The 21399-nt window shown below is 67.2% G+C and carries 22 protein-coding genes and 2 riboswitches; of the genes, 15 read left to right on the top strand and 7 right to left on the bottom strand.

Annotation, left to right across the window (positions count from 1 at the left end; translation table 11 throughout):
- Window positions 1–109: 109 nt before the first annotated feature.
- On the bottom strand, window positions 110–481 hold the full coding sequence (gene gcvH, locus BACI71_RS03360) for a glycine cleavage system protein GcvH (RefSeq protein ID WP_159755032.1): 372 nt from the start codon (window positions 479–481) through the stop codon (window positions 110–112).
- 3 nt (window positions 482–484) lie between these two features.
- Entirely contained in the window at window positions 485–1648 is a 1164-nt protein-coding gene (gene gcvT / locus BACI71_RS03365; protein WP_159755035.1) for a glycine cleavage system aminomethyltransferase GcvT, read from the bottom strand.
- 61 nt (window positions 1649–1709) lie between these two features.
- Window positions 1710–1815, bottom strand: a riboswitch (glycine riboswitch).
- Window positions 1816–1918: riboswitch (glycine riboswitch) on the bottom strand.
- Window positions 1919–2034: 116 nt separating this feature from the next.
- Between gcvT and BACI71_RS03370 the strand changes: the two genes are divergently transcribed.
- Window positions 2035–2298 (top strand): hypothetical protein, encoded by a 264-nt coding sequence (locus BACI71_RS03370; RefSeq protein ID WP_159755038.1) that lies wholly within the window; start codon window positions 2035–2037, stop codon window positions 2296–2298.
- Here BACI71_RS03370 and BACI71_RS03375 read toward each other — a convergent pair.
- Window positions 2291–3484, bottom strand: a complete 1194-nt coding sequence (locus BACI71_RS03375; RefSeq protein ID WP_159755041.1) for an MFS transporter — start codon at window positions 3482–3484, stop codon at window positions 2291–2293. The two genes, BACI71_RS03370 and BACI71_RS03375, sit on opposite strands and share 8 nt — an antisense overlap.
- A gap of 247 nt (window positions 3485–3731) precedes the next feature.
- Complete coding sequence (locus tag BACI71_RS03380) at window positions 3732–4922, bottom strand: PQQ-dependent sugar dehydrogenase (RefSeq protein WP_443018492.1); 1191 nt, start codon at window positions 4920–4922, stop codon at window positions 3732–3734.
- Between the two features lie 198 nt (window positions 4923–5120).
- On the opposite strand from BACI71_RS03380, the gene rimP reads away from it, so the two are divergent.
- From rimP to BACI71_RS03430, 10 genes are read left to right on the top strand one after another with little or no spacing between them, the layout of a single operon-like run.
- Window positions 5121–5693: a ribosome maturation protein RimP gene (gene rimP, locus BACI71_RS03385; RefSeq protein ID WP_159755047.1), complete on the top strand. Its 573-nt coding sequence runs from the start codon at window positions 5121–5123 to the stop codon at window positions 5691–5693.
- Complete coding sequence (gene nusA / locus BACI71_RS03390) at window positions 5693–7324, top strand: transcription termination factor NusA (protein WP_159755050.1); 1632 nt, start codon at window positions 5693–5695, stop codon at window positions 7322–7324. The genes rimP and nusA overlap by 1 nt, the downstream gene beginning before the upstream one ends.
- Window positions 7324–7554, top strand: a complete 231-nt coding sequence (locus tag BACI71_RS03395; RefSeq protein ID WP_159755053.1) for a tautomerase family protein — start codon at window positions 7324–7326, stop codon at window positions 7552–7554. Before nusA ends, BACI71_RS03395 begins: the two co-directional genes overlap by 1 nt.
- Window positions 7535–8269, top strand: coding sequence for a DUF448 domain-containing protein (locus tag BACI71_RS03400; RefSeq protein ID WP_159755056.1), 735 nt, complete (start codon window positions 7535–7537; stop codon window positions 8267–8269). The genes BACI71_RS03395 and BACI71_RS03400 overlap by 20 nt, the downstream gene beginning before the upstream one ends.
- On the top strand, window positions 8270–11092 hold the full coding sequence (gene infB / locus BACI71_RS03405) for a translation initiation factor IF-2 (protein ID WP_159755059.1): 2823 nt from the start codon (window positions 8270–8272) through the stop codon (window positions 11090–11092). It abuts the gene before it with no gap.
- Window positions 11093–11095: 3 nt separating this feature from the next.
- Entirely contained in the window at window positions 11096–11482 is a 387-nt protein-coding gene (locus BACI71_RS03410) for a glyoxalase superfamily protein (RefSeq protein ID WP_159755062.1), read from the top strand.
- On the top strand, window positions 11475–11861 hold the full coding sequence (gene rbfA, locus BACI71_RS03415; protein WP_159755065.1) for a 30S ribosome-binding factor RbfA: 387 nt from the start codon (window positions 11475–11477) through the stop codon (window positions 11859–11861). Before BACI71_RS03410 ends, rbfA begins: the two co-directional genes overlap by 8 nt.
- 21 nt (window positions 11862–11882) lie before the next feature.
- Complete coding sequence (locus tag BACI71_RS03420; RefSeq protein ID WP_159755068.1) at window positions 11883–12161, top strand: AbrB/MazE/SpoVT family DNA-binding domain-containing protein; 279 nt, start codon at window positions 11883–11885, stop codon at window positions 12159–12161.
- Window positions 12158–12550 carry a type II toxin-antitoxin system VapC family toxin gene (locus BACI71_RS03425; protein ID WP_159755071.1) on the top strand — a complete coding sequence of 131 codons (393 nt, stop codon included), beginning with the start codon at window positions 12158–12160 and terminating at the stop codon, window positions 12548–12550. The genes BACI71_RS03420 and BACI71_RS03425 overlap by 4 nt, the downstream gene beginning before the upstream one ends.
- Entirely contained in the window at window positions 12550–13134 is a 585-nt protein-coding gene (locus BACI71_RS03430) for a thymidine kinase (RefSeq protein WP_159755074.1), read from the top strand. Before BACI71_RS03425 ends, BACI71_RS03430 begins: the two co-directional genes overlap by 1 nt.
- Here BACI71_RS03430 and BACI71_RS03435 read toward each other — a convergent pair.
- The gene (locus tag BACI71_RS03435; protein WP_159755077.1) at window positions 13106–13390 is read right to left on the bottom strand and encodes a hypothetical protein; all 285 of its coding nucleotides are present in this window, start codon (window positions 13388–13390) and stop codon (window positions 13106–13108) included. The two genes, BACI71_RS03430 and BACI71_RS03435, sit on opposite strands and share 29 nt — an antisense overlap.
- Window positions 13391–13549: 159 nt before the next feature.
- Between BACI71_RS03435 and BACI71_RS03440 the strand changes: the two genes are divergently transcribed.
- The 4 genes from BACI71_RS03440 to pnp all read left to right on the top strand — a co-directional run bounded on the left by BACI71_RS03440 (window position 13550) and on the right by pnp (window position 18013).
- Window positions 13550–14242, top strand: coding sequence for a site-2 protease family protein (locus BACI71_RS03440; RefSeq protein WP_159755080.1), 693 nt, complete (start codon window positions 13550–13552; stop codon window positions 14240–14242).
- Window positions 14206–15138, top strand: coding sequence for a tRNA pseudouridine(55) synthase TruB (gene truB / locus BACI71_RS03445; RefSeq protein ID WP_159755083.1), 933 nt, complete (start codon window positions 14206–14208; stop codon window positions 15136–15138). Before BACI71_RS03440 ends, truB begins: the two co-directional genes overlap by 37 nt.
- Window positions 15139–15158: 20 nt before the next feature.
- Window positions 15159–15428, top strand: a complete 270-nt coding sequence (gene rpsO, locus BACI71_RS03450) for a 30S ribosomal protein S15 (protein WP_022686230.1) — start codon at window positions 15159–15161, stop codon at window positions 15426–15428.
- A gap of 215 nt (window positions 15429–15643) precedes the next feature.
- Window positions 15644–18013, top strand: coding sequence for a polyribonucleotide nucleotidyltransferase (pnp, locus tag BACI71_RS03460; RefSeq protein WP_159755089.1), 2370 nt, complete (start codon window positions 15644–15646; stop codon window positions 18011–18013).
- A 523-nt stretch (window positions 18014–18536) separates the two neighbouring features.
- On the opposite strand, the gene BACI71_RS03465 is transcribed toward pnp, so the two are convergent.
- Window positions 18537–20477 (bottom strand): sialate O-acetylesterase, encoded by a 1941-nt coding sequence (locus tag BACI71_RS03465; protein WP_201297281.1) that lies wholly within the window; start codon window positions 20475–20477, stop codon window positions 18537–18539.
- Window positions 20478–20537: 60 nt separating this feature from the next.
- The gene (locus BACI71_RS03470; RefSeq protein ID WP_159755092.1) at window positions 20538–21308 is read right to left on the bottom strand and encodes a class II aldolase/adducin family protein; all 771 of its coding nucleotides are present in this window, start codon (window positions 21306–21308) and stop codon (window positions 20538–20540) included.
- Between the last annotated feature and the right edge of the window lie 91 nt (window positions 21309–21399).

The raw sequence follows: 21399 nt of genomic DNA on the forward strand, positions 1-21399 counted from the left end.
GGGGTGGGTTCGGTCCGGGGGTACGGGTCACGGCATCGTGTGGCGCTTGCCATCTACGAGCACGCTACCCACCCCAACCCCTCCCTCGAACGGGAGGGGCGATGTTACATCACAGCTTCGCGACGAAGGCGGCGTAGGCGGTTTCGTCCATCAGCGCGTCGAGCTCGGACGCATCCGACAGCGTGATCTTGAAGAACCAGCCCTCGCCCTCGGGATCGCTGTTGACCAGCGCCGGCTCGTCGGTCAGCGCCGGATTGCCTTCCAGCACCGAGCCGGAGACGGGCGAATAGACGTCCGACGCGGCCTTGACGCTCTCGACCACCGCGGCCTCGTCGCCCTTGCCGAGCGAACGGCCTGCGTCAGGCACCTCGACAAATACGATGTCGCCGAGCTGGCTCTGCGCATAGTCGCTGATGCCCACCGTGCCGGTGTCGCCATCGACGTCGATCCACTCGTGATCCTCGGTGAAATAACGGCTCATCTTTTACTTCACTCCTCGGAAGTAGCGGTGGGGAACGAACGGCATCGCGGTGACGGTGGCGCGGTGCGCCTTGCCACGCTGCGACAGGGTAATGACGGTGCCGGGTGCGGCATCGGCAAGCGGGACATAGGCCATCGCGATCGGCGCGCCGACGGTCGGCGCGAAGCCTCCGCTGGTCACGCGGCCGATGACCGCACCTGACGCGTCGAGCACGTCGGCGCCCTCGCGGACCGGCTGACGCCCCTCGACGAGCAGCCCGACACGCTTGATCGCAGGGCCGTTCTCGCGCTCGGCTAGGATACGCGCGGCGCCGGGGAAGTCGGCGGCCTCACGGCGGCGCTTGAACAGCGCGAAACCGAGATCGGCCTGCACCGGAGTGATCGCGGGATCGAGGTCGTGGCCATAGAGCGGCAGGCCGGCCTCCAGCCGCAGCGAGTCGCGCGCGCCCAGGCCGATCGGCTTGATCTCGGGTTGGGCGACCAGCGCGTCGGCGAACGCCTCGGCAGCCTCGGCGGGTACCGATATCTCGACGCCATCCTCGCCGGTATAGCCCGAGCGGCTGATCCACAAAGCATGGCCGTTCCACTCGAACGCGCCCGCCTGCATGAAGGTCAGCGCGTCGACGCCGGGCACGAGCCGCGCGACCGCCTCGACCGCCTTCGGCCCCTGCACCGCGAGCAACGCGTGCTCTTCCATCATGTTGAGCGTGATATCGTCGGGCAGATGCTCGATCATATGCGCGACGTCGTCGTATTTGGTCGCGCCGTTGACGACCATGTAGATGCGATCCGCGGCTTGCGGTGTCAGCATCAGATCGTCGAGCACCCCGCCCTCTTCATTGAGCAGCAGCGAATAGCGCGCCTTGTTGAGCGGCGCGTCGCTGATCGCGGCGGGCATCAACGCCTCGAGCGCGGTGGCGACATTGTCGCCGGCGATCGAGAGCTGGCCCATATGGCTGACGTCGAACAGCCCGGCGTTCTCGCGCGTCCAGAGGTGCTCGGCCATGATGCCTTCATATTGGACGGGCATGTGATAGCCGGCGAACTCGACCATGCGGCCACCGTGCGCGCGGTGCCAGGCGTCGAGCGGGAGCGTAAGGATCTCCAGCGGCTCGAAACCGTCGTCTTCCTGGGTGGTGCCATGGTGGAGAATGGGCGTGTCGCTCATCACAGGTCTTCCGTCGCAAGAGGCCGGACGCACACGGAGCCGAAACCCGCTGGCGATCCGAATGTCCCCCTCTGTCACGGAACCTGAGAGCTTTCCCCGGGCGCGCCGGGTTACCCCTTCGGTGGGCGCGCGGGCAAAAGCCCGCATGCCGCTTTCCAGAGTGTCGATCGGCCGGCGCGGTCCCTGCTGCCTGAGAGATTCCGGGGTGGTTGCTCCTTCGGCGGCGGCTGATGACCTGAAAGGCCGGCCGCGCTCTCCCGCGCCTGCCCATGCCCCTTGCGCGGCATCGACTGTACTGCCGTCTACGCGCGCCGGAGCCGGAGTCAATCGTTCAGTGGAGCCGTTGCACGCGCGGCACGTTTACGGTCGAGGAGAAGGAGAACGCCATGGACACTGCCACCTCCCCGGTCGTCGAGCGGATCGCGCGCGTGCTGGCCGCGCAGCACCTCAGCGCCAACGGTCACGGCACCGTCGAGTCGCCCAGCGCGCTGGTCGATGCGCAATGGAAGGATCACCGCGACGACGCGATCGCGGTGCTGCACACGATGCGCGCACCCAGCCCGGCGATGGCCGCGGCCGGCGACGTCGCGGTATGGGAGCGCATGGTGCTGGCGGCGATCGCAGAGGCGAAGCCGGGCATCATCATGTAGTGGCTGGTGCGCTGCGGCGCTGCAGAAGCCACGAGGCAGCGAGCACCACCAGCCCGGCGACGCCCAGCGCCGCACCGACCGGACCGGTCGAGGTCCAGCCCCAGCCGGCCGCGATTGCCATCCCGCCTAGCCAGGGCCCCAGCGCGTTCGCGGTGTTGAACGCCGAATGATTGAGCGCCGCAGCCAATGCCTGCGCGTCGCCCGCCACGTCCATCAGCCGGGTCTGGAGCACGGTCCCCAGCGATCCGCCGATCCCGATCGCGACCATTGCCACCAGCACGGTCGCGAAATGTTGCGCCGCAAGCGGCCAGAGCAGCAGCGCGACGATGCTCCACACCAGCACGGCAGCCGCGGTTGGCAGCAGTGCGCGGTCGGCGAACTTCGGGACGATCAGATTGCCCGCGGTCATGCCGACGCCGAACGCGGCAAGCGCGAACGGCACCATGCGCGGGCCGACCTGCGTCACATCGGCCATCGTGTCGGCCAGATAGGTGTAGACCGCGAACAGTCCGCCGAAGCCGATCGCGCCGATGCCAAGCGTCAGCCACACCTGCGGCCGCTTGAGCGCGCGCAGTTCCGCCAAGGGGCTCGCCGCCGGATCGCCGCGGTCGCGCGGCGCAAAAACCGCGACCAGCGCGACGGTGATCGCGGCCAGCCCCGCGACGACGATGAAGCACGAACGCCAACCGAGCAGCTGCCCCATGAAATTGGCGAGCGGCACGCCGACGATCGTCGCGACCGTCAACCCGAGCATGACACGCGCTACCGCCTGCGTCCGCTTGCCGGGATCGACCAGCGACGCGGCGACGAGCATCGCGATCCCGAAATAGGCGCCGTGCGGCAGCCCGGCCATAAAGCGGAACAGCATCATCCAGCCATAGGTCGGTGCGAGCGCCGACAAGGCGTTGCCGAGCGCGAACAGGGTCATCAGCGCGATCAGCAGGTGCCGCCGCGCCAGCCGCGCGCCGAGCACCGCGAGCAACGGCGCGCCGACCACCACGCCCAACGCGTAAGCGCTGATGACGTGCCCGGCAGTGGGCGCATCGACGCCGAGATCGCGCGCCATGTCGGGCAGCAGACTCATTGTCGCGAATTCGGTGGTGCCGATCGCGAACCCGCCGACGGCGAGCGACAAATGGATAACGCCGACGGGTGCATTGCGCACGTCGGCGATGGCGGCGGCCATACGAATTCCCCGATTTCGGCTGTTCTGGTGAACCGCCTAGCTGGCGATGCTGCGGTGCAGCGTCAAGAGGCCCGGTCCTCCTGCGGAGGCAGGAGCCTACGGCTGTCGGTGGAGGCTTGGAAGGTCTGACACAAGGCGCGAGGTGCGTGGGTCAGCCCGTTCGCAACATTCGACAGACGTGGGCCCCTGCCTGCACAGGGGTGACAGCGTGGGCTGGATGCTCACATGCCCATCTGTCGTCCCTGACCTACGAAGCCGGCGTCAACCGCAACAACCGCCCCTGCGAATCGCCGCCATCCTCCAGCACGTAGATCGCGCCGTCCGGGCCCTGCTCGACCTCGCGGATTCGCGCGCCCACCGACCATTGGTCGCCCTTGCTCGCGTTCGTCCCGTTCAGGTCGACCCGCACCAGCGACTGTGACGACAGCCCGCCGATGAAGGCATCGCCCTTGTATTGCGGGAACAGATCGCCCGAATAGATCATCAGCCCGCCCGGCGAGATCACCGGGTTCCACCACGCCTTCGGCGCTTCATAGCCGTCGCCGGGCGCGTGATCGGGGATGTCGCTGCCGTCGTAATTCGAGCCGTTCGAGACGTTCGGCCAGCCGTAGTTGCGGCCCGGCAGCACCAGATTCAGCTCATCCCCGCCCTTCGGTCCCATCTCCTGCTGCCAGAGATTGCCCTGCGCATCGAAGGCGATCCCGAGCAGGTTGCGGTGGCCATAACTCCACACTTCGGGAAGAAAGCCCTGCGCCGCGAGCGGGTTGTTCGCCGCCGGCTTGCCATCCGGGGTGAGCCGCAGCACCTTGCCGAGCGAACCAGTCTTGTCCTGCGCGGGCGTGAACTTCTGCCGCTCGCCGTTGGTGAAGAACAGATACTGGCCATCGGGTGAGAAAGCGATCCGTCCCGAATAATGGCCATCGCCGGTCACGAGCGGGGTGGCGCGGTACAGGGTCTCGATCGACGCGAGCCGCTCGGGCCCCGCATCGCCCGACAACACGCCGCGCGCGAGCACCACGCCCTTGCCGCCCTGCCCGGCCGCCGAATAGCTGAAATAAACGCGCTTGCTGGTCGCGAAATCAGGGGCGAGCACCACGTCCATCAACCCGCCCTGCCCGGCGGAACCGACGTCGATCGTCGCGATCGTGCGCCGCGTCGCGCCATCGGCGGCGACGAGCAGCAGGTCGCCCTTCTTTTCGGTAACGAGCATTCGCCGGTCCGGAAGGAACGTCATCGCCCAGGGCGCATCGAAATCGGCGATCACCGCGCGGGCGAACGGCGTGCCGGCGACCGGCGTGCCGCTGGGCGAAGGCGACGGGCTGGGGGTCGGTGCGGGAGCGGCGGGGGCGTCCGCGATCGGCTGCACCGCGGCCGAATCCTCACCATTGCAGGCTGCCGCGGCGCTCAGCGCGACCGCAGCGAACGCGAGACGATACAGCAACCCTTCTCTCCTTGTTCATGCGAATTTCATTCAACAAATCCGCGTGATCGGCATTGTTCCACCCCCGCGGGCTAGGCGCTTGCGACACTGGTGAAGTGGCGCTATATGGACCGTGCTTTCTCTTACATCGTCAGGTGATAAGGGGCTGCGGGGCTTGCTCCGCGGCGGCAAGAAACGCATGTGCGGTAGGTGCTTTTGAACGACATCACTCCCCTCGTCCGGTTGATCGAGCCAGAGGCCGATGCGCTCGGTTTCGCGCTGGTGCGCGTTCGGTTGTTCGGCAAGGACGACGAGCGCACGCTACAGATCATGGCCGAGCGGCCGGACACGCGGCAGCTCAACATCGACGATTGCGCCGAATTGTCGCGCCGCATCTCGGACAAGCTGGACGCACTGGAAGAGGCCGGCAAGGACCCGATCGAGGGCGCGTACCGGCTGGAAGTGTCGTCGCCGGGCATCGACCGCCCGTTGACCCGCAAGCAGGACTTCGCTGACTGGGCGGGGCATGAAGCGCGAATCGTGCTGACCGAGGCGGTCGACGGGCAGAAGCAGTTCAAGGGCGACCTCGAGGGCATCGACGCCGACGGAATGATCGCGATCCGCCACCCGCGCACCGGCGTGGTCGAGCAGGTGCCGTTCGCGTTGATCGCCGATGCCAAGCTGGTGCTGACCGATCGCCTGATCGAGGCCACCGTCCCGCTCTCGATGGAGGGCGCGGAAGAAGAGATTCAGATAACGTCCACGGACGAAGAAGAGGAAACCCACTGATGGCCACCGGCGTCACCGCCAACCGTGCGGAGCTGATCGCGATCGCCAATTCGGTCGCTTCGGAGAAGATGATCGACAAGGCGATCGTCATCGAGGCGATGGAGGATGCGATCCAGCGCGCCGCCCGCACGCGCTACGGCCAGGAAATGGACATCCGCGCGAAGCTGGACGCCAATAACGGCGACCTGCGGCTGTGGCGCGTCGTCGAGGTGGTCGAGCTGGTCGACGACATCTACAAGCAGGTCGACGTCGACGGCGCGCAGAAGCTGCAGCCGGGCGCGAGCGTCGGCGACTATCTGGTCGACCCGCTGCCGCCGATCGAGTTCGGGCGCATCCAGGCGCAGGCCGCCAAGCAGACGATCTTTCAGAAGGTCCGCGATGCCGAGCGCGAACGCCAGTATGAAGAGTTCAAGGAACGCGCCGGCGAGATCATCACCGGCGTCGTCAAGCGCGTCGAATTCGGCCATATCGTCGTCGATCTCGGCCGCGCCGAGGGCGTCATTCGTCGTGACGCGCAGATCCCGCGCGAAGTGGTGCGCGTAAACGACCGTATCCGCTCGCTGATCCTGAAGGTGGTGCGCGAGAACCGCGGCCCGCAGATCTTCCTGAGCCGCGCGCACCCCGACTTCATGAAGAAGCTGTTCGCGCAGGAAGTGCCGGAAATCTACGACGGCATCATCGAGATCAAGGCCGCTGCGCGTGATCCGGGCAGCCGCGCCAAGATCGGCGTCATCTCGCATGACTCGAGCATCGATCCGGTCGGCGCGTGCGTCGGCATGAAGGGCAGCCGCGTGCAGGCGGTCGTGCAGGAGATGCAGGGCGAGAAGATCGACATCATTCCCTGGTCGCCCGACACCGCGACCTTCGTCGTCAACGCGTTGCAGCCGGCGAACGTCGCGCGCGTGGTGATCGACGAGGAAGAGGATCGCATCGAGGTGGTCGTCCCCGACGATCAGCTGAGCCTCGCGATCGGCCGTCGCGGGCAGAACGTGCGTCTCGCCAGCCAGTTGACCGCCAAGGCGATCGACATCCTGACCGAGACCGACGCCAGCGAGAAGCGTCAGCAGGAGTTCGTCAAGAATTCCGAGACCTTCCAGAACGAGCTGGACGTCGACGAGACGCTGGCGCAGCTGCTGGTCGCCGAAGGCTTCGGCGCGCTGGAAGAGGTCGCCTATGTCGAACTCGACGAGCTGGCCGGGATCGAGGGCTTCGACGAGGATCTCGCGCAGGAGCTGCAGAGCCGCGCGCAGGAAGCGCTCGACCGCCGCGAACAGGCCAACCGCGAAGAGCGGCAGGCGCTGGGCGTCGAGGATGCGCTGGCCGAGCTGCCGTATTTGACCGAGGCGATGCTGGTCACGCTCGGCAAGGCCGGGATCAAGACGCTCGACGATCTCGCCGACCTGGCGACCGACGAGCTGGTCGAGAAGAAGCGCGCCGAGCCGCGTCGCCGCAACGACGATGCGCCGCGTCGCACCGATCGCCCCGAGAACAAGGGCGGCGTGCTGGGCGAGTATGGGCTGAGCGACGAGCAGGGCAATGAGATCATCATGGCCGCGCGCGCGCACTGGTTCGACGACGAGCCGGCTGCCGAGCAGCCGGCCGAGCAGGCTTCGGAGGATCAGGACGCCTGATGCCGTTCGTATCGATCCGACTGGCCGGCGCGGCGACGCGTGAGCAGAAAGCGGCGATCGTGGCCGACGTCACGACGTCGCTGATCACGCGGCTGGGCAAGAACCCGGCCGCGGTGCAGATCGTGATCGAGGAAGTGTCGACCGAGAATTACGGTGCGGGCGGCCAGTTGCTGGCCGATCGCGATGCGCCTGCTGCCAAGGGAGACGCACATGCGGACCCCCGACAATGAGACGCTAGACGGCACCCCCGAACGGTCCTGCATCCTCACCCGCGAGCGCGCGTCGCCAGCGGCGCTGATCCGGCTGGCACTCGCCCCTGACGGGCGAGTACTGCCGGACGTGCGCGCCAAGGCGCCCGGCCGCGGGGCGTGGATCGGGGTCGACCGCGCCGAACTCGAACAGGCGATCGCCAAGGGCAAGCTGCGCGGTGCGCTCGCGCGCGCGTTCAAGACTGGCGAGGTCACGATCCCCGACGATCTGCCCGCGCTGATCGCCGCCGCGCTGGAGCGCAATGCGCTCGACCGGCTGGGGCTGGAATCGCGCGCCGGCACGGTGCTGACGGGAGCGGAACGGATCGAAACGGCGGCACGTTCGGGCAAGCTGCGTGCGCTCTATCATGCCGCCGACGCGGCCGAGGACGGCTGCCGCAAACTGGCGCAGGCATGGCGCGTCGGGTCCGATCGCGAAGGTTCCGACGTCAGGGGCTTGGCACTGCCGGTGGCGCGCCCCATATTGTCGTTGGCGCTGGGCCGCGAAAATGTGGTACACATCGGCGTCATCGACCGCGCTGCGGCCAAACGACTCAGCGAAGCGCTCGATCGTTGGCTGCACTTTATCGGCCCTGATCTGAATACAGCACCTTGCGCTACGGCCGCGCAAGGCGCATCGGCGCCCGGCATTGCCGAGGCGACCACTACCGGCCGTGAGACTGCACGAGGAATTTGAGTGAGCGAGACCGACAACGACAAGCCGAAACTCGGAATGCGCCAGCCGTTGGGGCTCAAGCGCACGGTCGAGACCGGCAAGGTGAAGCAGAGCTTCAGCCACGGCCGTAGCAATACGGTGGTGGTCGAGGTGAAGCGTCGCCGCGTGCTCGGTCCGCAAGGCGGTGCGCCCGAAGCGGCGACCCCGGCACCCGAGCCGACCCCGGCGCCCGCGGCGCCGGTCGCTGCGCCGCGCGCCGCGCCGCGCCCGCCGGTCTCGAACGAGAGCGCGCAGGAGCGTCAGGCGCGTTTGCTGCGCGAGGCCGAAGACCAGCGGATGCACACGCTGGAGGAAACGCGCCGTCGCGAAGACGCCGGGCGTCAGCGCGCCGCCGAAGAAGAGCGTCGCCGCGCCGAAGAGCGCGCGCGTGCCGAAACCGAGGCGACCGTCAAGGCAGCAGAACCGACGCCTGCGCCCGCACCGACGGCGCCGGAACCGGTCGCCGCACAGCCTGCGCCCGAGCCGGCTCCGACGCCCGCCCCGGCCCCTGCGCCGGTCGAAGCGGCAACGCCGGCCCCGGCTCCTGCCGCTACGCCCGCGCCGACCCCGGCTCCCGCTCCGGCGGCGGTAACAACCCCGGCGCCGGTCGCCGCGGCGCCGAAGCCGGCTCCCGCGCCGCGTGCCGCGCCGCCCCCTGCCCCGACGCTCGGGCTGGGTCGTGATCCGTCGATGCCGGCGCCGCGTCGTTTCTCGCCGGTCGCGCGTCCCGAGATCCCCAAGCCGCAGCCCAAGCCGGCTCCGGCGCCCGCCGCCGCTTCCGCTCCTGCCGCGACGACGAATGCGTCGGCGCCCGGCAGCAGCAATGCGCCGCGCAGCCTGCCGAGTGGTCAGGCGACCCCGCGCAACAACAGCCCGGCGCGTCCGCAGCAGCGGGATCGCAAGGGTGACGAGCGCCGCGGCGGCAAGCTGACCGTCACGCGCGCGCTCAACGAGGATGGCGCACGCGCCCGCAGCCTCGCGGCGCTGAAGCGCGCCCGCGAAAAGGAGAAGCGTGGCTTCGGCGGCCCGCGCGAGCCGCAGGCCAAGCAGGTCCGCGACGTGCAGGTGCCTGAGGCGATCACGGTGCAGGAACTCGCGAACCGCATGGCGGAGCGCGGTGCCGATCTGGTCAAGACGCTGTTCAAGATGGGCATGCCCGTCACCATGACGCAGACGATCGACCAGGACACCGCCGAGCTGCTGGTGACCGAATTCGGCCACAACATCGTCCGCGTGTCGGACTCGGACGTCGATCTGGCGATGGACACCACCGAGGACGCCGTCGAGACGCTGCAGACGCGCCCGCCGGTCGTGACGATCATGGGCCATGTCGACCACGGCAAGACCTCGCTGCTCGACGCGCTGCGCGGCACCGATGTCGTGCGCGGCGAGGCCGGTGGCATCACGCAGCACATCGGCGCCTATCAGGTCACGCTGAAGGACAAGTCGAAGGTCACCTTCCTCGACACCCCGGGCCACGAGGCGTTCACCGCCATGCGCGCGCGTGGTGCGGACGTGACCGACATCGTGGTGCTGGTGGTCGCCGCCGACGACGGGCTGATGCCGCAGACGATCGAGGCGATCAACCACACCAAGGCGTCAGGCAAGCCGATGATCGTGGCGATCAACAAGATCGACAAGCACGAGGCCAATGCCCAGCGCGTCCGCGAGCGTCTGCTCGAGCACAACATCCAGGTCGAGATGATGGGCGGCGAGACGCAGGACGTCGAAGTGTCCGCGCTCAAGAAGATCGGGCTGGACGAGCTGATCGAGAAGATCCAGCTCCAGGCCGAATTGCTCGACCTGCAGGCGAACCCGGATCGCGCGGCCGAGGGCAGCGTGATCGAGGCCAAGCTCGACAAGGGACGTGGTCCGGTCGCGACGGTGCTGGTCACGCGCGGCACACTGAAGGTCGGTGACGTGTTCGTCGTCGGCGCGGAAAGCGGCAAGGTCCGTGCGCTGGTCGACGACAAGGGACGGCAGCTCAAGTCGGCGGGTCCGTCGATGCCGGTCGAGGTGCTCGGCCTGTCGGGCACGCCGTCGGCAGGCGACCAGTTGCAGGTCGTCGAGAACGAGCAGCGTGCGCGCGAAGTCGCCGAATATCGTCAGAGCGTGGTGCTGCAGAAGCGCACGACGTCGGCGCCGACCAGCCTCGAGAACATGTTCTCGGCGCTGCGTGCGAACGCCGCGATCGAATATCCGCTGGTCGTGAAGGCCGATACGCAGGGCACGGTCGAGGCGATCGTCGCGTCGATCAACAAGATCTCGACCGACCTGATCCGTGCGCGCGTGCTGCACGCCGGCGTCGGCGGGATCACCGAGAGCGACGTGACGCTGGCGGGGGCCAGCGGCGCGCCGATCATCGGCTTCCACGTCCGCGCCAATGCCAAGGCACGCGAGATCGCCGAGCGGCAGAAGGTGGCGTTGAAATATTACGACGTCATCTACGACCTGATTGACGAGATCCGCGCCGGCATGGCGGGCGAGCTCGGGCCGGAGGCGTTCGAAACCGTCGTCGGTCGTGCGGAAATCCGCGAGGTCTTCTCGGCGGGCAAGCATGGTCGCGCCGCCGGTCTGCTGGTCACCGAGGGCGTCATTCGCAAGGCACTCAAGGCCCGCATCACCCGCAACGACGTCATCATCTACAATGGTGAGATCGCGTCGCTGCGCCGCTTCAAGGACGATGTGCCGGAAGTGCGTGCGGGTCTGGAGTGCGGCGTCACGTTCACGCAGAACTTCGTCGACATCAAGGCCGGGGATTATCTCGAAACCTTCGAGGTCGAGCTGCGCGAGCGCACGCTGTAAGGAATGACGACGCTCGGTACGGTCACCCCCGTCCTGCGCAGCTTCGATGCGGCGCGGACGCGGGCCTTCTATCTGGACTTCCTCGGCTTCGAACTGGTGTTTGAACATCGGTTCGAGCCGGGGATGCCGCTCTACATGGGCGTCAAGTCCGGCGATTGTACGCTGCATCTATCGGAACATTACGGTGATGGTGCGCCGGGATCGTCGGTGCGGATCGCGTGCGATGATGTCGTGGCCTATGCCGCGACGCTGCGCGCGCGCGGATTCGACAATGCGCGTCCGGGTGAGCCGCAGCGCATGCCCTGGGGTACGCTGGAGATCGGCGTGCACGATCCGTCGCATAACCGGCTGACCTTCTTCACCCCTGTCGACGGTGACGACGATGAATGAGCAGAGCGGCGAACGCTCGGTCCGCACGCTGCGCGTCGGCGAACAGGTCCGTCACATCTTGTCGGAAGTCCTCCAGCGTGGTGACGTGCACGACGAGACGCTCGCCAGCCATATGGTGAGCATCACCGAAGTGCGGATGTCGCGCGACCTGCGCCACGCGACGGTGTTCGTTAAGCCGCTGCTCGGCAAGGACGAGGAAGCGGTGCTGAAGGCGCTGCGCACCAACACGGCCTATCTGCAACGCGAGGTCGCGACGCGCGTGAAGATGAAATATGCCGCGCGGCTGAAGTTTCTGGCCGACGAGAGCTTTGACGAGGGCAGCCATATCGATGCGCTGCTGCGCCGCCCGGAGGTGGCGCGCGATCTTGACGGGGAATGAGGTAAGACGCATTTTACCGACATGAACGCTTTTACGAAGCTTTCCGCCAAGGGGCAGGTCGTAGTTCCGAAAGCGGTGCGTGACCGGCTCGGATGGGCCGCAGGTATTGATCTCGAACTGATCGAAACCCGGGACGGGGTGACATTGCGCCCGCGACGCTCCGGCAAGACATTGAGCCCGACCGAAGCCGTGGCAATTTTCCAGAGAGTGTATCAACACCAAGGTCCGCCTGTTTCAGTGGACGATATGACAGTTGCGGCGCGGCGCATGGCGTCGGGCGACGATCTCATCGGCGAATGAAGGCCGTCGACACCAACATCCTTGTGCGATGGTTGACGCGCGATGACCCCGTACAAACGCCTGCGGCCGACCGCGTGATGGCACAACCGGTCTTCGTGGCGCACACCGTCTTTCTCGAACTCGCCTGGGTTCTTGCCGGGCGCACGTATCGCCTTGATCGCGCGCGTCTGGCTGTCGCCTTGCGAGCCCTGATCGACACGCAGACCGTGCACATTGCTGACGAAGAAGCGGTTCGCCGGGCTATCGAGCGGTTCGCAGCGGGTGGAGATATCGCCGATATGCTTCATCTGACCGCCGTTCATGGCTGTAGCGCGTTCGTCAGCTTTGAACGTGGTCTCGACGAGCGTGCGGGTCCGCACGCGCCGGTACCCGTCGAGCAACCCGCCTGATGGCCAAGCTCTATTTCTACTATGCCAGCATGAACGCGGGCAAATCGACCAATCTGCTGCAAGCTGACTTCAACTATCGCGAGCGCGGGATGGCGACGATGCTGTTCACCGCGGCGGTCGACAATCGCTTCGCGGCGGGGACGATCGCGTCGCGGATCGGATTGTCCGCGCCCGCGACCATGTTCGATCCGGCGACAGACATCGCAGCACTCGCCCTCACCCGTCATGCCGAAGCGCCGCTCGCGTGCGTGCTGGTCGATGAGGCGCAGTTCCTTACAGCCGCGCAGGTCGATCAACTCGCCGCGCTGGCGGATCGCGCCGGGATACCGGTGCTCGCCTATGGCCTGCGCACCGACTTTCGCGGCGCATTGTTCGAGGGTTCGGCGCGGTTGCTGGCGCTGGCGGACTCGCTCGTCGAGATCAAATCGGTCTGCGAGTGCGGGCGCAAGGCGACGATGAATTTGCGCGTCGACGCCGAGGGTCGCCCGGTGGCGGAGGGGCGGCAGACCGAGATCGGCGGCAACGATCGCTACGTTGCTTTATGCCGCCGCCATTTCAGCGAGGCGTTGTGCGACCACGCTTGATGGCGACGCCTGATTGTTCACGTCGGTAGACTTGTACCAGAAGAAGATAATGGGCGCCTCGACCCTTAACATCGCCGGCTACACATTCGAAGCCGACACGTAATGCTTCACCTGCATCCATGTCATCGAGGGCGCCCCCGTTCTTCTTTTTCTTCATGAGGCTGACGGTGATCTGCAATGCATGTGCGGCGCTGATGATCATGACTTCAACGAACATTGCCGTTTCGTACATGCTGCGCACGTGATCGCGTGGCATCCGAATTTGTTGTCGCTTCCGGTCGTGGATCCGGGACACATCGCCGAAAGGGCAGGCACGCGATCGCCTTGGATCGTCCTGCCACTACCAGAAGGTCCGTTGGGCGACTGACCACCTCGCGCCTAGCCATCCCCCCGCCCTCGCCCTATCTGCGCGGGCATGAACCCCAATGGCATCATCTGGTCGGCGGCGATCTGGATCATTCCCCTCGTCATCGCGATCGTCTTTCACGAGGTGGCGCATGGCCTGGCCGCGCGCGCGCTCGGCGATCCGACCGCTGAGGAGCAACGGCGGCTGTCGCTCAACCCGCTGCGTCACGTTGACCCGGTCGGCACCGTCATCCTGCCGCTGATGCTCGCGATCGCCAAGGCGCCGGTGTTCGGCTGGGCGAAGCCGGTGCCGGTCGACTCGCGCCGCCTCCCCCACCCGCGTCGCGACATGATGCTGGTCGCGCTCGCCGGGCCGGGATCGAACCTCGTGCTGGCGCTGATCGGTGCGGTGTTGCTGGGGCTGTTCACGCGCGACATCTACGGCGTCGCGCCGGGCAGTCTCACCGCGTTCGTCGCCGCCAACCTGCTCAACTTCGTGTTCATCAACGTCTTCCTCGCCATCTTCAACCTGATCCCGCTGCCGCCGTTCGACGGGGGGCACGTCGTCGCCGGGCTGCTGCCGGAGCGGCTGGCGCAGCGCTGGGACCGGCTCGCGCGGTTCGGCTTTCCGTTGCTGATCGTGCTGCTGCTGGTTCTGCCGTCGCTGGTGCCGGGGGCGAACATCGTTCAGCGGCTTGTCCAGCCGCCCGCGCAGGCGCTCGCCGAATGGTATCTCGCGCTGGCGGGGGCGATCGGCGCGTGACGCTGCACGGATGGCTGATCCTCGACAAGCCGCTCGAACTCGGCTCGACGCAGGGCGTCTCGGCGGCGAAGCGCGCGCTGCGCACCGGCGGCTATGCCAAGGCCAAGGTCGGGCATGGCGGCACGCTCGACCCGCTGGCGACGGGCGTGCTGCCGATCGCGATCGGCGAGGCGACCAAGCTGGCGGGGCGGATGCTCGACAGCGACAAGGTCTATGATTTCACGATCCGTTTCGGCGAACAGACCGACACGCTGGATGCCGAGGGCAAGGTGATCGCGACCAGCGAGGCGCGCCCGACCGCGGCGGCACTGGCGGAGCTACTGCCGCGCTTCACCGGCCCGATCGCGCAGATGCCGCCGGTCTATTCGGCGCTCAAGGTCGACGGGCAGCGCGCCTATGATCTCGCGCGCGCCGGCGAGGAGGTGGTGCTGACCACGCGTAACGTGACGGTCCACGCGCTGACGCTCGCCACCGCGCCCGGCGACGCTCCGCTCGAAACCGCGACATTGACCGCGCATGTCTCCAAGGGCACGTACATCCGCAGCCTCGCGCGCGACATTGCGCTGGCGCTCGCCACCGTCGGCCACGTCACCTATCTGCGCCGTACGAAGGCCGGGCCGTTCACGCTCGATCAGGCGATTACGCTGGACAAACTGGACGAAGTCGCTAAGGCGCGCAGCCTTGAACACATTCTCCTGCCATTGAGCGCAGGGCTGGACGACATCCCGGCTCTCGCACTCACGCCCGACCAGGCAGGGGCGCTCCGTCAGGGGCGTGTACTGGCCGGGATCGCCGCCGACGACGGTCAGGCCTTTGCCATGCTGGGTGAAATGCCCGTCGCACTGGTGGAGGTGGAGCAAGGCTCCGTTCGCGTCGTCCGTGGCTTCAATCTGTAGAAGATGTCGTAGGAAAACACATGACGATCACCGCTGAACGCCGCCAGGAAGTCATCAAGGACCATGCCCGTGCAGAGGGCGATACGGGTTCGCCCGAGGTCCAGGTCGCGATCCTGACGGAGCGGATCAAGAACCTGACCGAGCATTTCAAGGGCCACGCCAAGGACAACCACTCCCGCCGCGGCCTGCTGATGATGGTCAACAAGCGGCGCTCGCTGCTCGACTATCTCCGCAAGAAGGACGGTGACCGTTACGTGGCGCTCATCGCCAAGCTCGGCCTCCGCAAGTAACATCAAGGGGCGGCCCGCACGGTCGCCCCTTTTGTCATCCACACTTTTGTCATTCCGGTGTAAGCCGGATCCAGCATGAACGGGCGCCAGACGGCGCTCCCCGGCCCGCTGGAGCCGGAACGGAAGAGACGGCAATACGGCCATATCTTCCCGGGCCACTACCGGTCCGTATGCAGGCCCCCCGCGCATCTGGTGCGGGGAGTGAAGGAAATCAGATGTTCGATACCAAGAAGGTGGAAATCCAGTGGGGCGGCAAGACGCTGACCCTGGAGACGGGCAAGGTCGCCCGCCAGGCCGACGGCGCGGTGATCGCGACGCTCGGCGAAACGGTGGTGCTGTGCGCCGTGACCGCCGCCAAGAACGTGAAGGAAGGGCAGGACTTCTTCCCGCTCACCGTTCACTATCAGGAGAAATTCTCCGCCAGCGGCCGCATCCCCGGTGGCTTCTTCAAGCGCGAGCGTGGCGCGACCGAGCGTGAGACTTTGGTCAGCCGCCTGATCGATCGCCCGATCCGCCCGTTGTTCCCGGAAGGCTTCTACAACGAGATCAACTGCATCGCGCAGGTGATGTCGTATGACGGCGAGAACGAGCCCGATCTGCTGGCGATGATCGCGGCCTCGGCGGCGATGACGCTGTCGGGCGTGCCGTTCATGGGCCCGATCGGCGCGGCGCGCGTCGGCTATCAGGACGGCGAGTATATCCTCAACCCGTCCGACGCGCAGGTCGTCGAGGGCGAGCTGGACCTGATGGTCGCCGCGACGCACGACGCGGTGATGATGGTCGAGTCGGAAGCCAAGGAGCTGTCCGAGGACGTGATGCTCGGCGCGGTGATGTTCGCGCACAAGGCGTCGCAGGACATCATCAACGCGATCATCGACCTTGCCGAGCAGGCGGCGAAGGAGCCGTGGGAGCTGAAGGTCCAGGCCGACAGTGCCGCGGTGAAGACCAAGCTCAAGAAGCTGATCGGCAAGGATCTTGAGGCGGCCTACAAGCTGACCGACAAGCAGCAGCGCCAGACCGCGATCAACGAGGCGCGTGCCAAGGCGCGCGACGGCATGGCCGATCTGAAGGACAGCGATCCGCAGGCGTATCTCGCCAGCCTGAAGCTGGTGAAGAAGCTGGAGGCGGACATCGTCCGCACCGCGATCCTGAAGACCGGTCGCCGCATCGACGGGCGCGACACCACCACGGTGCGTCCGATCGAGGCGGAAGTGCACTTCCTGCCGCGCGCGCATGGCTCGGCGCTGTTCACGCGTGGCGAGACGCAGACGATCGCGACCACGACGCTGGGCACCCGCGACGCGGAGCAGATGATCGATGGCCTGAACGGTCTGTCGTACCAGCATTTCATGCTGCACTATAACTTCCCGCCCTATTCGGTCGGCGAAGTGGGCCGCTTCGGCGCGCCGGGCCGTCGCGAAGTCGGCCATGGCAAGTTGGCGTGGCGCGCGCTGCACCCGGTGCTGCCGACCAAGGAAGAGTTCCCGTACACGATCCGCGTTACCAGCGACATCACCGAGTCGAACGGCTCGTCGTCGATGGCGACGGTGTGCGGCGGCTCGCTGGCGATGATGGATGCGGGCGTTCCGCTGAAGCGTCCGGTGTCGGGCATCGCGATGGGGCTGATCCTCGAGGGCAAGGACTTTGCGGTCTTGTCGGACATCCTCGGCGACGAGGATCACCTCGGCGACATGGACTTCAAGGTCGCGGGCACCAGCGAGGGCATCACCGCGCTGCAGATGGACATCAAGATCTCCGGGATCACCGAGGAGATCATGAAGGTCGCGCTGGCGCAGGCGCATGAGGGCCGCGCGCACATCCTGGCCGAAATGGCCAAGGCGCTCGACTCGACGCGCACCGAGCTGTCGGCGCACGCGCCGCGCATCGAGACGTTCACGATCGACAAGTCGAAGATCCGTGAAGTGATCGGCACCGGCGGCAAGGTGATCCGCGAGATCGTCGCCACCACCGGCGCGAAGGTCGACATCGACGACGAGGGCGTCATCAAGGTGTCGTCGTCGGATCACGCGCAGATCGACGCCGCGATCAAGTGGATCAAGGGGCTGGTCGAAGAGGCCGAGGTCGGCAAGATCTACGACGGCAAGGTCGTCAACATCGTCGACTTCGGGGCGTTCGTGAACTTCATGGGCGGCAAGGACGGTCTCGTCCATGTCAGCGAAATGAAGAACGAGCGCGTCGAAAAACCGGGCGACGTCGTGACCGAGGGCCAGGAGGTCAAGGTCAAGGTGCTCGAGATCGATCCGCGCGGCAAGGTCCGCCTGTCGATGCGCGTCGTCGATCAGGAAACCGGTGCCGAGCTGGAAGACACCCGCCCGGCGCGCGAGCCGCGCGAGCGTAGCGATCGCGGCGGTGACCGTGGTCCGCGTCGCGATGGTGGCAGCCGTGACGGCGGTGGCCGTGGCGGCGCCGGCGGTGGTGATCGCGGCGGCGATCGCGGCGGCGATCGCGGCGGTCCGCGCCGCGAAGGTCGCGGCCCGCGTCGCGAGCGCGGCGAAGGCGGTGGCAAGGAAGAGGGCGACGCCCCGGCTTTCGCCCCGGCCTTCCTGACCAACGATCGCGACTGATCCCAGGTCGCTTTGCGTGCAGCAAGCGAATGGCCCCGGCAGCAATGCCGGGGCCATTTTCGTTTGTGGTTTCGTTCATCGCCCCGGTCCTGCAGTCCTGAGCCGGGGTGTCGCTTCTCCTCCGCGGAGAAGCGAGCGCTGCTTAGAGTGTGATGACATCTGGTTAACCCGTCATTGCGAGCGTAGAGCGTGATGACGTCACCTTAATCGTCATTGCGAGCGTAGCGAAGCAATCCAGAGCCGGACCAAGACGCCCTGGATTGCTTCGCTGCGCTCGCAATGACGGACGAAAAATTCAACTCGATGTCATCGCGCTCTAATCAAGCCCCGTCGTCACCCCGGCGAAGGCCGGGGGGATCACACACGTCCGAAGTGGGGGCCCCGGATCAAGGCTCTCCTGAGCAGCGCCGACGGATCCGGGGTGACCGGCGGAGGGGCAGTTCGTCATTGCGAGCGGAGCGAAGCAATCCAGAGCCGGACCCGGACGCCCTGGATTGCTTCGCTACGCTCGCAATGACAGAGATTACTCCACCACCCGCTCGAAGGGTGCCGCCGGGAGGTCCGCACCGTCGAACAGGTTCGTGAACGGCGCGTCGCTCCACGCGTAGCGAACCTTCGTGACGCCAGCGGCATTCGCACCCGGCAACACGACCGTATCGCCCCGCGCCTCCGCCGGCACATAACGGCACGCATCTCCAGCGCACGCCTCGAAGCCGATCGCCTGCCCCGCGCTATACGTGTGCAGCCCGCCAGTAACGTTGCGATAGCGCACCACCAGATCGCTACCGCTCCGCGACACGCCGGCCACCTCCGGCCCACTGCGCAGACCCGGCTGGCCATAGGCGATCACTCGCGCCAGCCGCGCCAGCCGCTCGCCGACCACCGTCTTCTGCGTCGGATGGATGTCGAAGCGGTCGCCGACATCCAGCGTCACCGCTAGCCCCGCGTGCGCATCCTGTGCGACCGCCTGCGCCTGCGCTTCACGGAGTTCCGCCCAGCCCGACTGAAGGGGCGCGGTCGGCGGCTTGCCGTAGGAAGTGAGCTGGACGACGAAGAACGGCAGCTCCGGCGCCGCGAACGTCCGCCGCCAGTCCGCCATCAACAGCGTCATCAGCTCGCGATACGTCGACGCCTCCCCCGCGTTCGACTCGCCCTGGTACCAGGCGGCGAGCTTCAGCCCGTAGCCGGCAAACGGCGCGATCATGCCGTTGTGGAGCGTCGCGAGGCTGTTCGGCACGTCCCATGGCGCTGGCGCGATCTTCTCACCGGTCAGCGCACGCCCCCGATAATAGCGCCACGGTCCCGCGAACGGCACCAGGGTCCCATCAGCCAGTTCCAGCCCGCGCGGCGCGGCACCGGTCAGCCCGCCGCCGTTTGCGCCGCCCAGCACGCGCATCGCGACGACGTTGCGCCCGACCTTCCACGTGCCCTTCGGTGCGTCGTAATGCCGCCACGCCCAGTTGACGCTGCCGCCGCCGACATAGCGGCCGTTGACCCACGTCTCCTCATATTGATCGATCGGACCGAGTTGCAGCGTCTTCGCGGCGGCAACCTGCCCGGCGGTCAGGTCGATCGTGCCCCGCAGCCACATCACGCCCTCGAAGGCCGCGAGCGCGGGCACGCCCGCCTCCTTCCACGCCGCGGTCGGGATCGTCGCCCATTTCGCGTCGTCGAAGTCGGAACGCCGGAACGCCGCCTGTCGTGCGGCGGCCGGGTCATGCGCCTTCCACCACGCCTCGCGCCGCGCGCCATCCTGCGCCAGCGCCCTGGCCGGATCGCGCCCGTAAAGATCGACCGCGGCGATCCCGTCCTTCAGCCGCGGGATCGTCGCGAGCGACGCCGGGCTGATCCAGCTCTCGATCCGCGTCCCGCCCCATTCGGAGTTGATGAAGCCGATCGGCACCTTCTCGGTCTGCCGCAGCGAGCGCGCCATGTAATAGCAGACTGCCGAAGCGTCGCCGACCGTCTCCGGCCCGACGCGCTGCCACTTGGCGGGGGCTTCCAGATCAGCGAGCGGCTGCGCACGGCTGGTGTCGGGGATCGTCGCATAGCGCAGGTCGGGGTCGGCCGGCGTCTGCAACGCGCCCCATGCGTTGGTCGATTGCTTGACCATGAACTCCATGTTCGACTGGCCGCCGCACAGGAAGACGTCGCCGACCATGATGTCGGTCAGCGTCTGCCCGTCCTCCACGGTCAGCGTGTACGGCCCGCCCGCCGCCTGCGCCGGCAGCGTCGCCCGCCACTTCCCCTGCGCATCGACGGTCGCGGTGGTGCTCTGCTGGCCGAGCCGCACCGTCACCGCGGCGTTCGGCGCACCCTGCCCCCAGACCTCGATCGGCCGGTCACGCTGGAGCACGGCATGATCGGCGAAGATGTGCGCGAAGCGCGGCGTCGCCTCCTGCGCCACCGCGGGCGCGGCAAGCGCCATCGCCGATCCCGCCATCAACATGCGCCACATCGCCATCATCCTCTCCATCGCTTTGTTAGCGCTCACGTATCGCACCCGGCCGGGGCGCGCCAAGCGTCAATCGCGATAGGAGCGATCGATCCGGTCGAGCTTGCGCAACAGCGCCGGCCACGCCAGCCCGCGCGCCAGCATCCCGATCCCGGCCGGCGGCGACTGGCGGGCGACCTTGTCCTCGACCCCCTGCGGCGGCGTGTGCAGCCCGTCAGGGCCGGCGGCGAGCATCAACACCTGCGCCTCGCACGCACGTTCAAGGAAATAGAGCCGCAGGAAGCACGATGCGACCGAGTCGCCCACGGTCAGCGTGCCGTGATTGCGCAGGATCATCGCATGGCGCGAACCGAGGTCGGCGACCAGCCGCTCGCGCTCCTCCAGGTCGGTCGCGATCCCTTCATACTCATGATAGGCGACATCGTGCGACGCGATCATCGCCGTCTGCGTATGCGGCGACAGCCCGCACGCCATCGCCGATACCGCCTGCCCGTGCGGCGTATGAAGGTGCATCACCGCCTGCGCGTCGTCGCGCGCCATGTGGATCGCGGAGTGGATCGTGAACCCGGCCGGGTTGACCGGATGCGCGCTCGCGCCGACCGGCTGCCCGTGGACATCGATCTTGACCAGCGAGGAGGCGGTGATCTCCTCGAACATCATGTCATAGGGATTGATGAGGAAGTGATGCTCCGGCCCCGGCACCCGCGCCGACAGATGCGTGAAGATCAGATCGTCCCAGCCATACAGCGCCACCAGCCGATAGGCGGCGGCGAGATCGACCCGCGCCTCCCACTCGCCCGGTGCCATCGCCGTGGACTCCACCATCGCCGCCGTCGCCATGCGCTTCCTCTCCGTGCTTTTGACACAGATGTTAATACAGGCGATGGCCGCCCGCCAGCGGTGCGTGTATCCTTGTGTTGCGGCCGGATAT

Origin of the sequence: Sphingomonas sp. 8AM (assembly GCF_902506455.1) — a bacterium.
Taxonomy (GTDB): domain Bacteria; phylum Pseudomonadota; class Alphaproteobacteria; order Sphingomonadales; family Sphingomonadaceae; genus Sphingomonas.

Bases quoted from the DNA above. Each gene is read 5' to 3' on its own strand.
- gcvH (WP_159755032.1), bottom strand. From the start codon at position 481: ATGAGCCGTTATTTCACCGAGGATCACGAGTGGATCGACGTCGATGGC.
- gcvT (WP_159755035.1), bottom strand. From the start codon at position 1,648: ATGAGCGACACGCCCATTCTCCACCATGGCACCACCCAGGAAGACGAC.
- BACI71_RS03370 (WP_159755038.1), top strand. From the start codon at position 2,035: ATGGACACTGCCACCTCCCCGGTCGTCGAGCGGATCGCGCGCGTGCTG.
- BACI71_RS03375 (WP_159755041.1), bottom strand. From the start codon at position 3,484: ATGGCCGCCGCCATCGCCGACGTGCGCAATGCACCCGTCGGCGTTATC.
- nusA (WP_159755050.1), top strand. From the start codon at position 5,693: ATGGCCACCGGCGTCACCGCCAACCGTGCGGAGCTGATCGCGATCGCC.
- BACI71_RS03395 (WP_159755053.1), top strand. From the start codon at position 7,324: ATGCCGTTCGTATCGATCCGACTGGCCGGCGCGGCGACGCGTGAGCAG.
- BACI71_RS03400 (WP_159755056.1), top strand. From the start codon at position 7,535: ATGCGGACCCCCGACAATGAGACGCTAGACGGCACCCCCGAACGGTCC.
- BACI71_RS03410 (WP_159755062.1), top strand. From the start codon at position 11,096: ATGACGACGCTCGGTACGGTCACCCCCGTCCTGCGCAGCTTCGATGCG.
- rbfA (WP_159755065.1), top strand. From the start codon at position 11,475: ATGAATGAGCAGAGCGGCGAACGCTCGGTCCGCACGCTGCGCGTCGGC.
- BACI71_RS03420 (WP_159755068.1), top strand. From the start codon at position 11,883: ATGAACGCTTTTACGAAGCTTTCCGCCAAGGGGCAGGTCGTAGTTCCG.
- BACI71_RS03425 (WP_159755071.1), top strand. From the start codon at position 12,158: ATGAAGGCCGTCGACACCAACATCCTTGTGCGATGGTTGACGCGCGAT.
- BACI71_RS03430 (WP_159755074.1), top strand. From the start codon at position 12,550: ATGGCCAAGCTCTATTTCTACTATGCCAGCATGAACGCGGGCAAATCG.
- BACI71_RS03435 (WP_159755077.1), bottom strand. From the start codon at position 13,390: ATGCCACGCGATCACGTGCGCAGCATGTACGAAACGGCAATGTTCGTT.
- BACI71_RS03440 (WP_159755080.1), top strand. From the start codon at position 13,550: ATGAACCCCAATGGCATCATCTGGTCGGCGGCGATCTGGATCATTCCC.
- truB (WP_159755083.1), top strand. From the start codon at position 14,206: ATGGTATCTCGCGCTGGCGGGGGCGATCGGCGCGTGACGCTGCACGGA.
- rpsO (WP_022686230.1), top strand. From the start codon at position 15,159: ATGACGATCACCGCTGAACGCCGCCAGGAAGTCATCAAGGACCATGCC.
- pnp (WP_159755089.1), top strand. From the start codon at position 15,644: ATGTTCGATACCAAGAAGGTGGAAATCCAGTGGGGCGGCAAGACGCTG.
- BACI71_RS03465 (WP_201297281.1), bottom strand. From the start codon at position 20,477: ATGGCGATGTGGCGCATGTTGATGGCGGGATCGGCGATGGCGCTTGCC.
- BACI71_RS03470 (WP_159755092.1), bottom strand. From the start codon at position 21,308: ATGGCGACGGCGGCGATGGTGGAGTCCACGGCGATGGCACCGGGCGAG.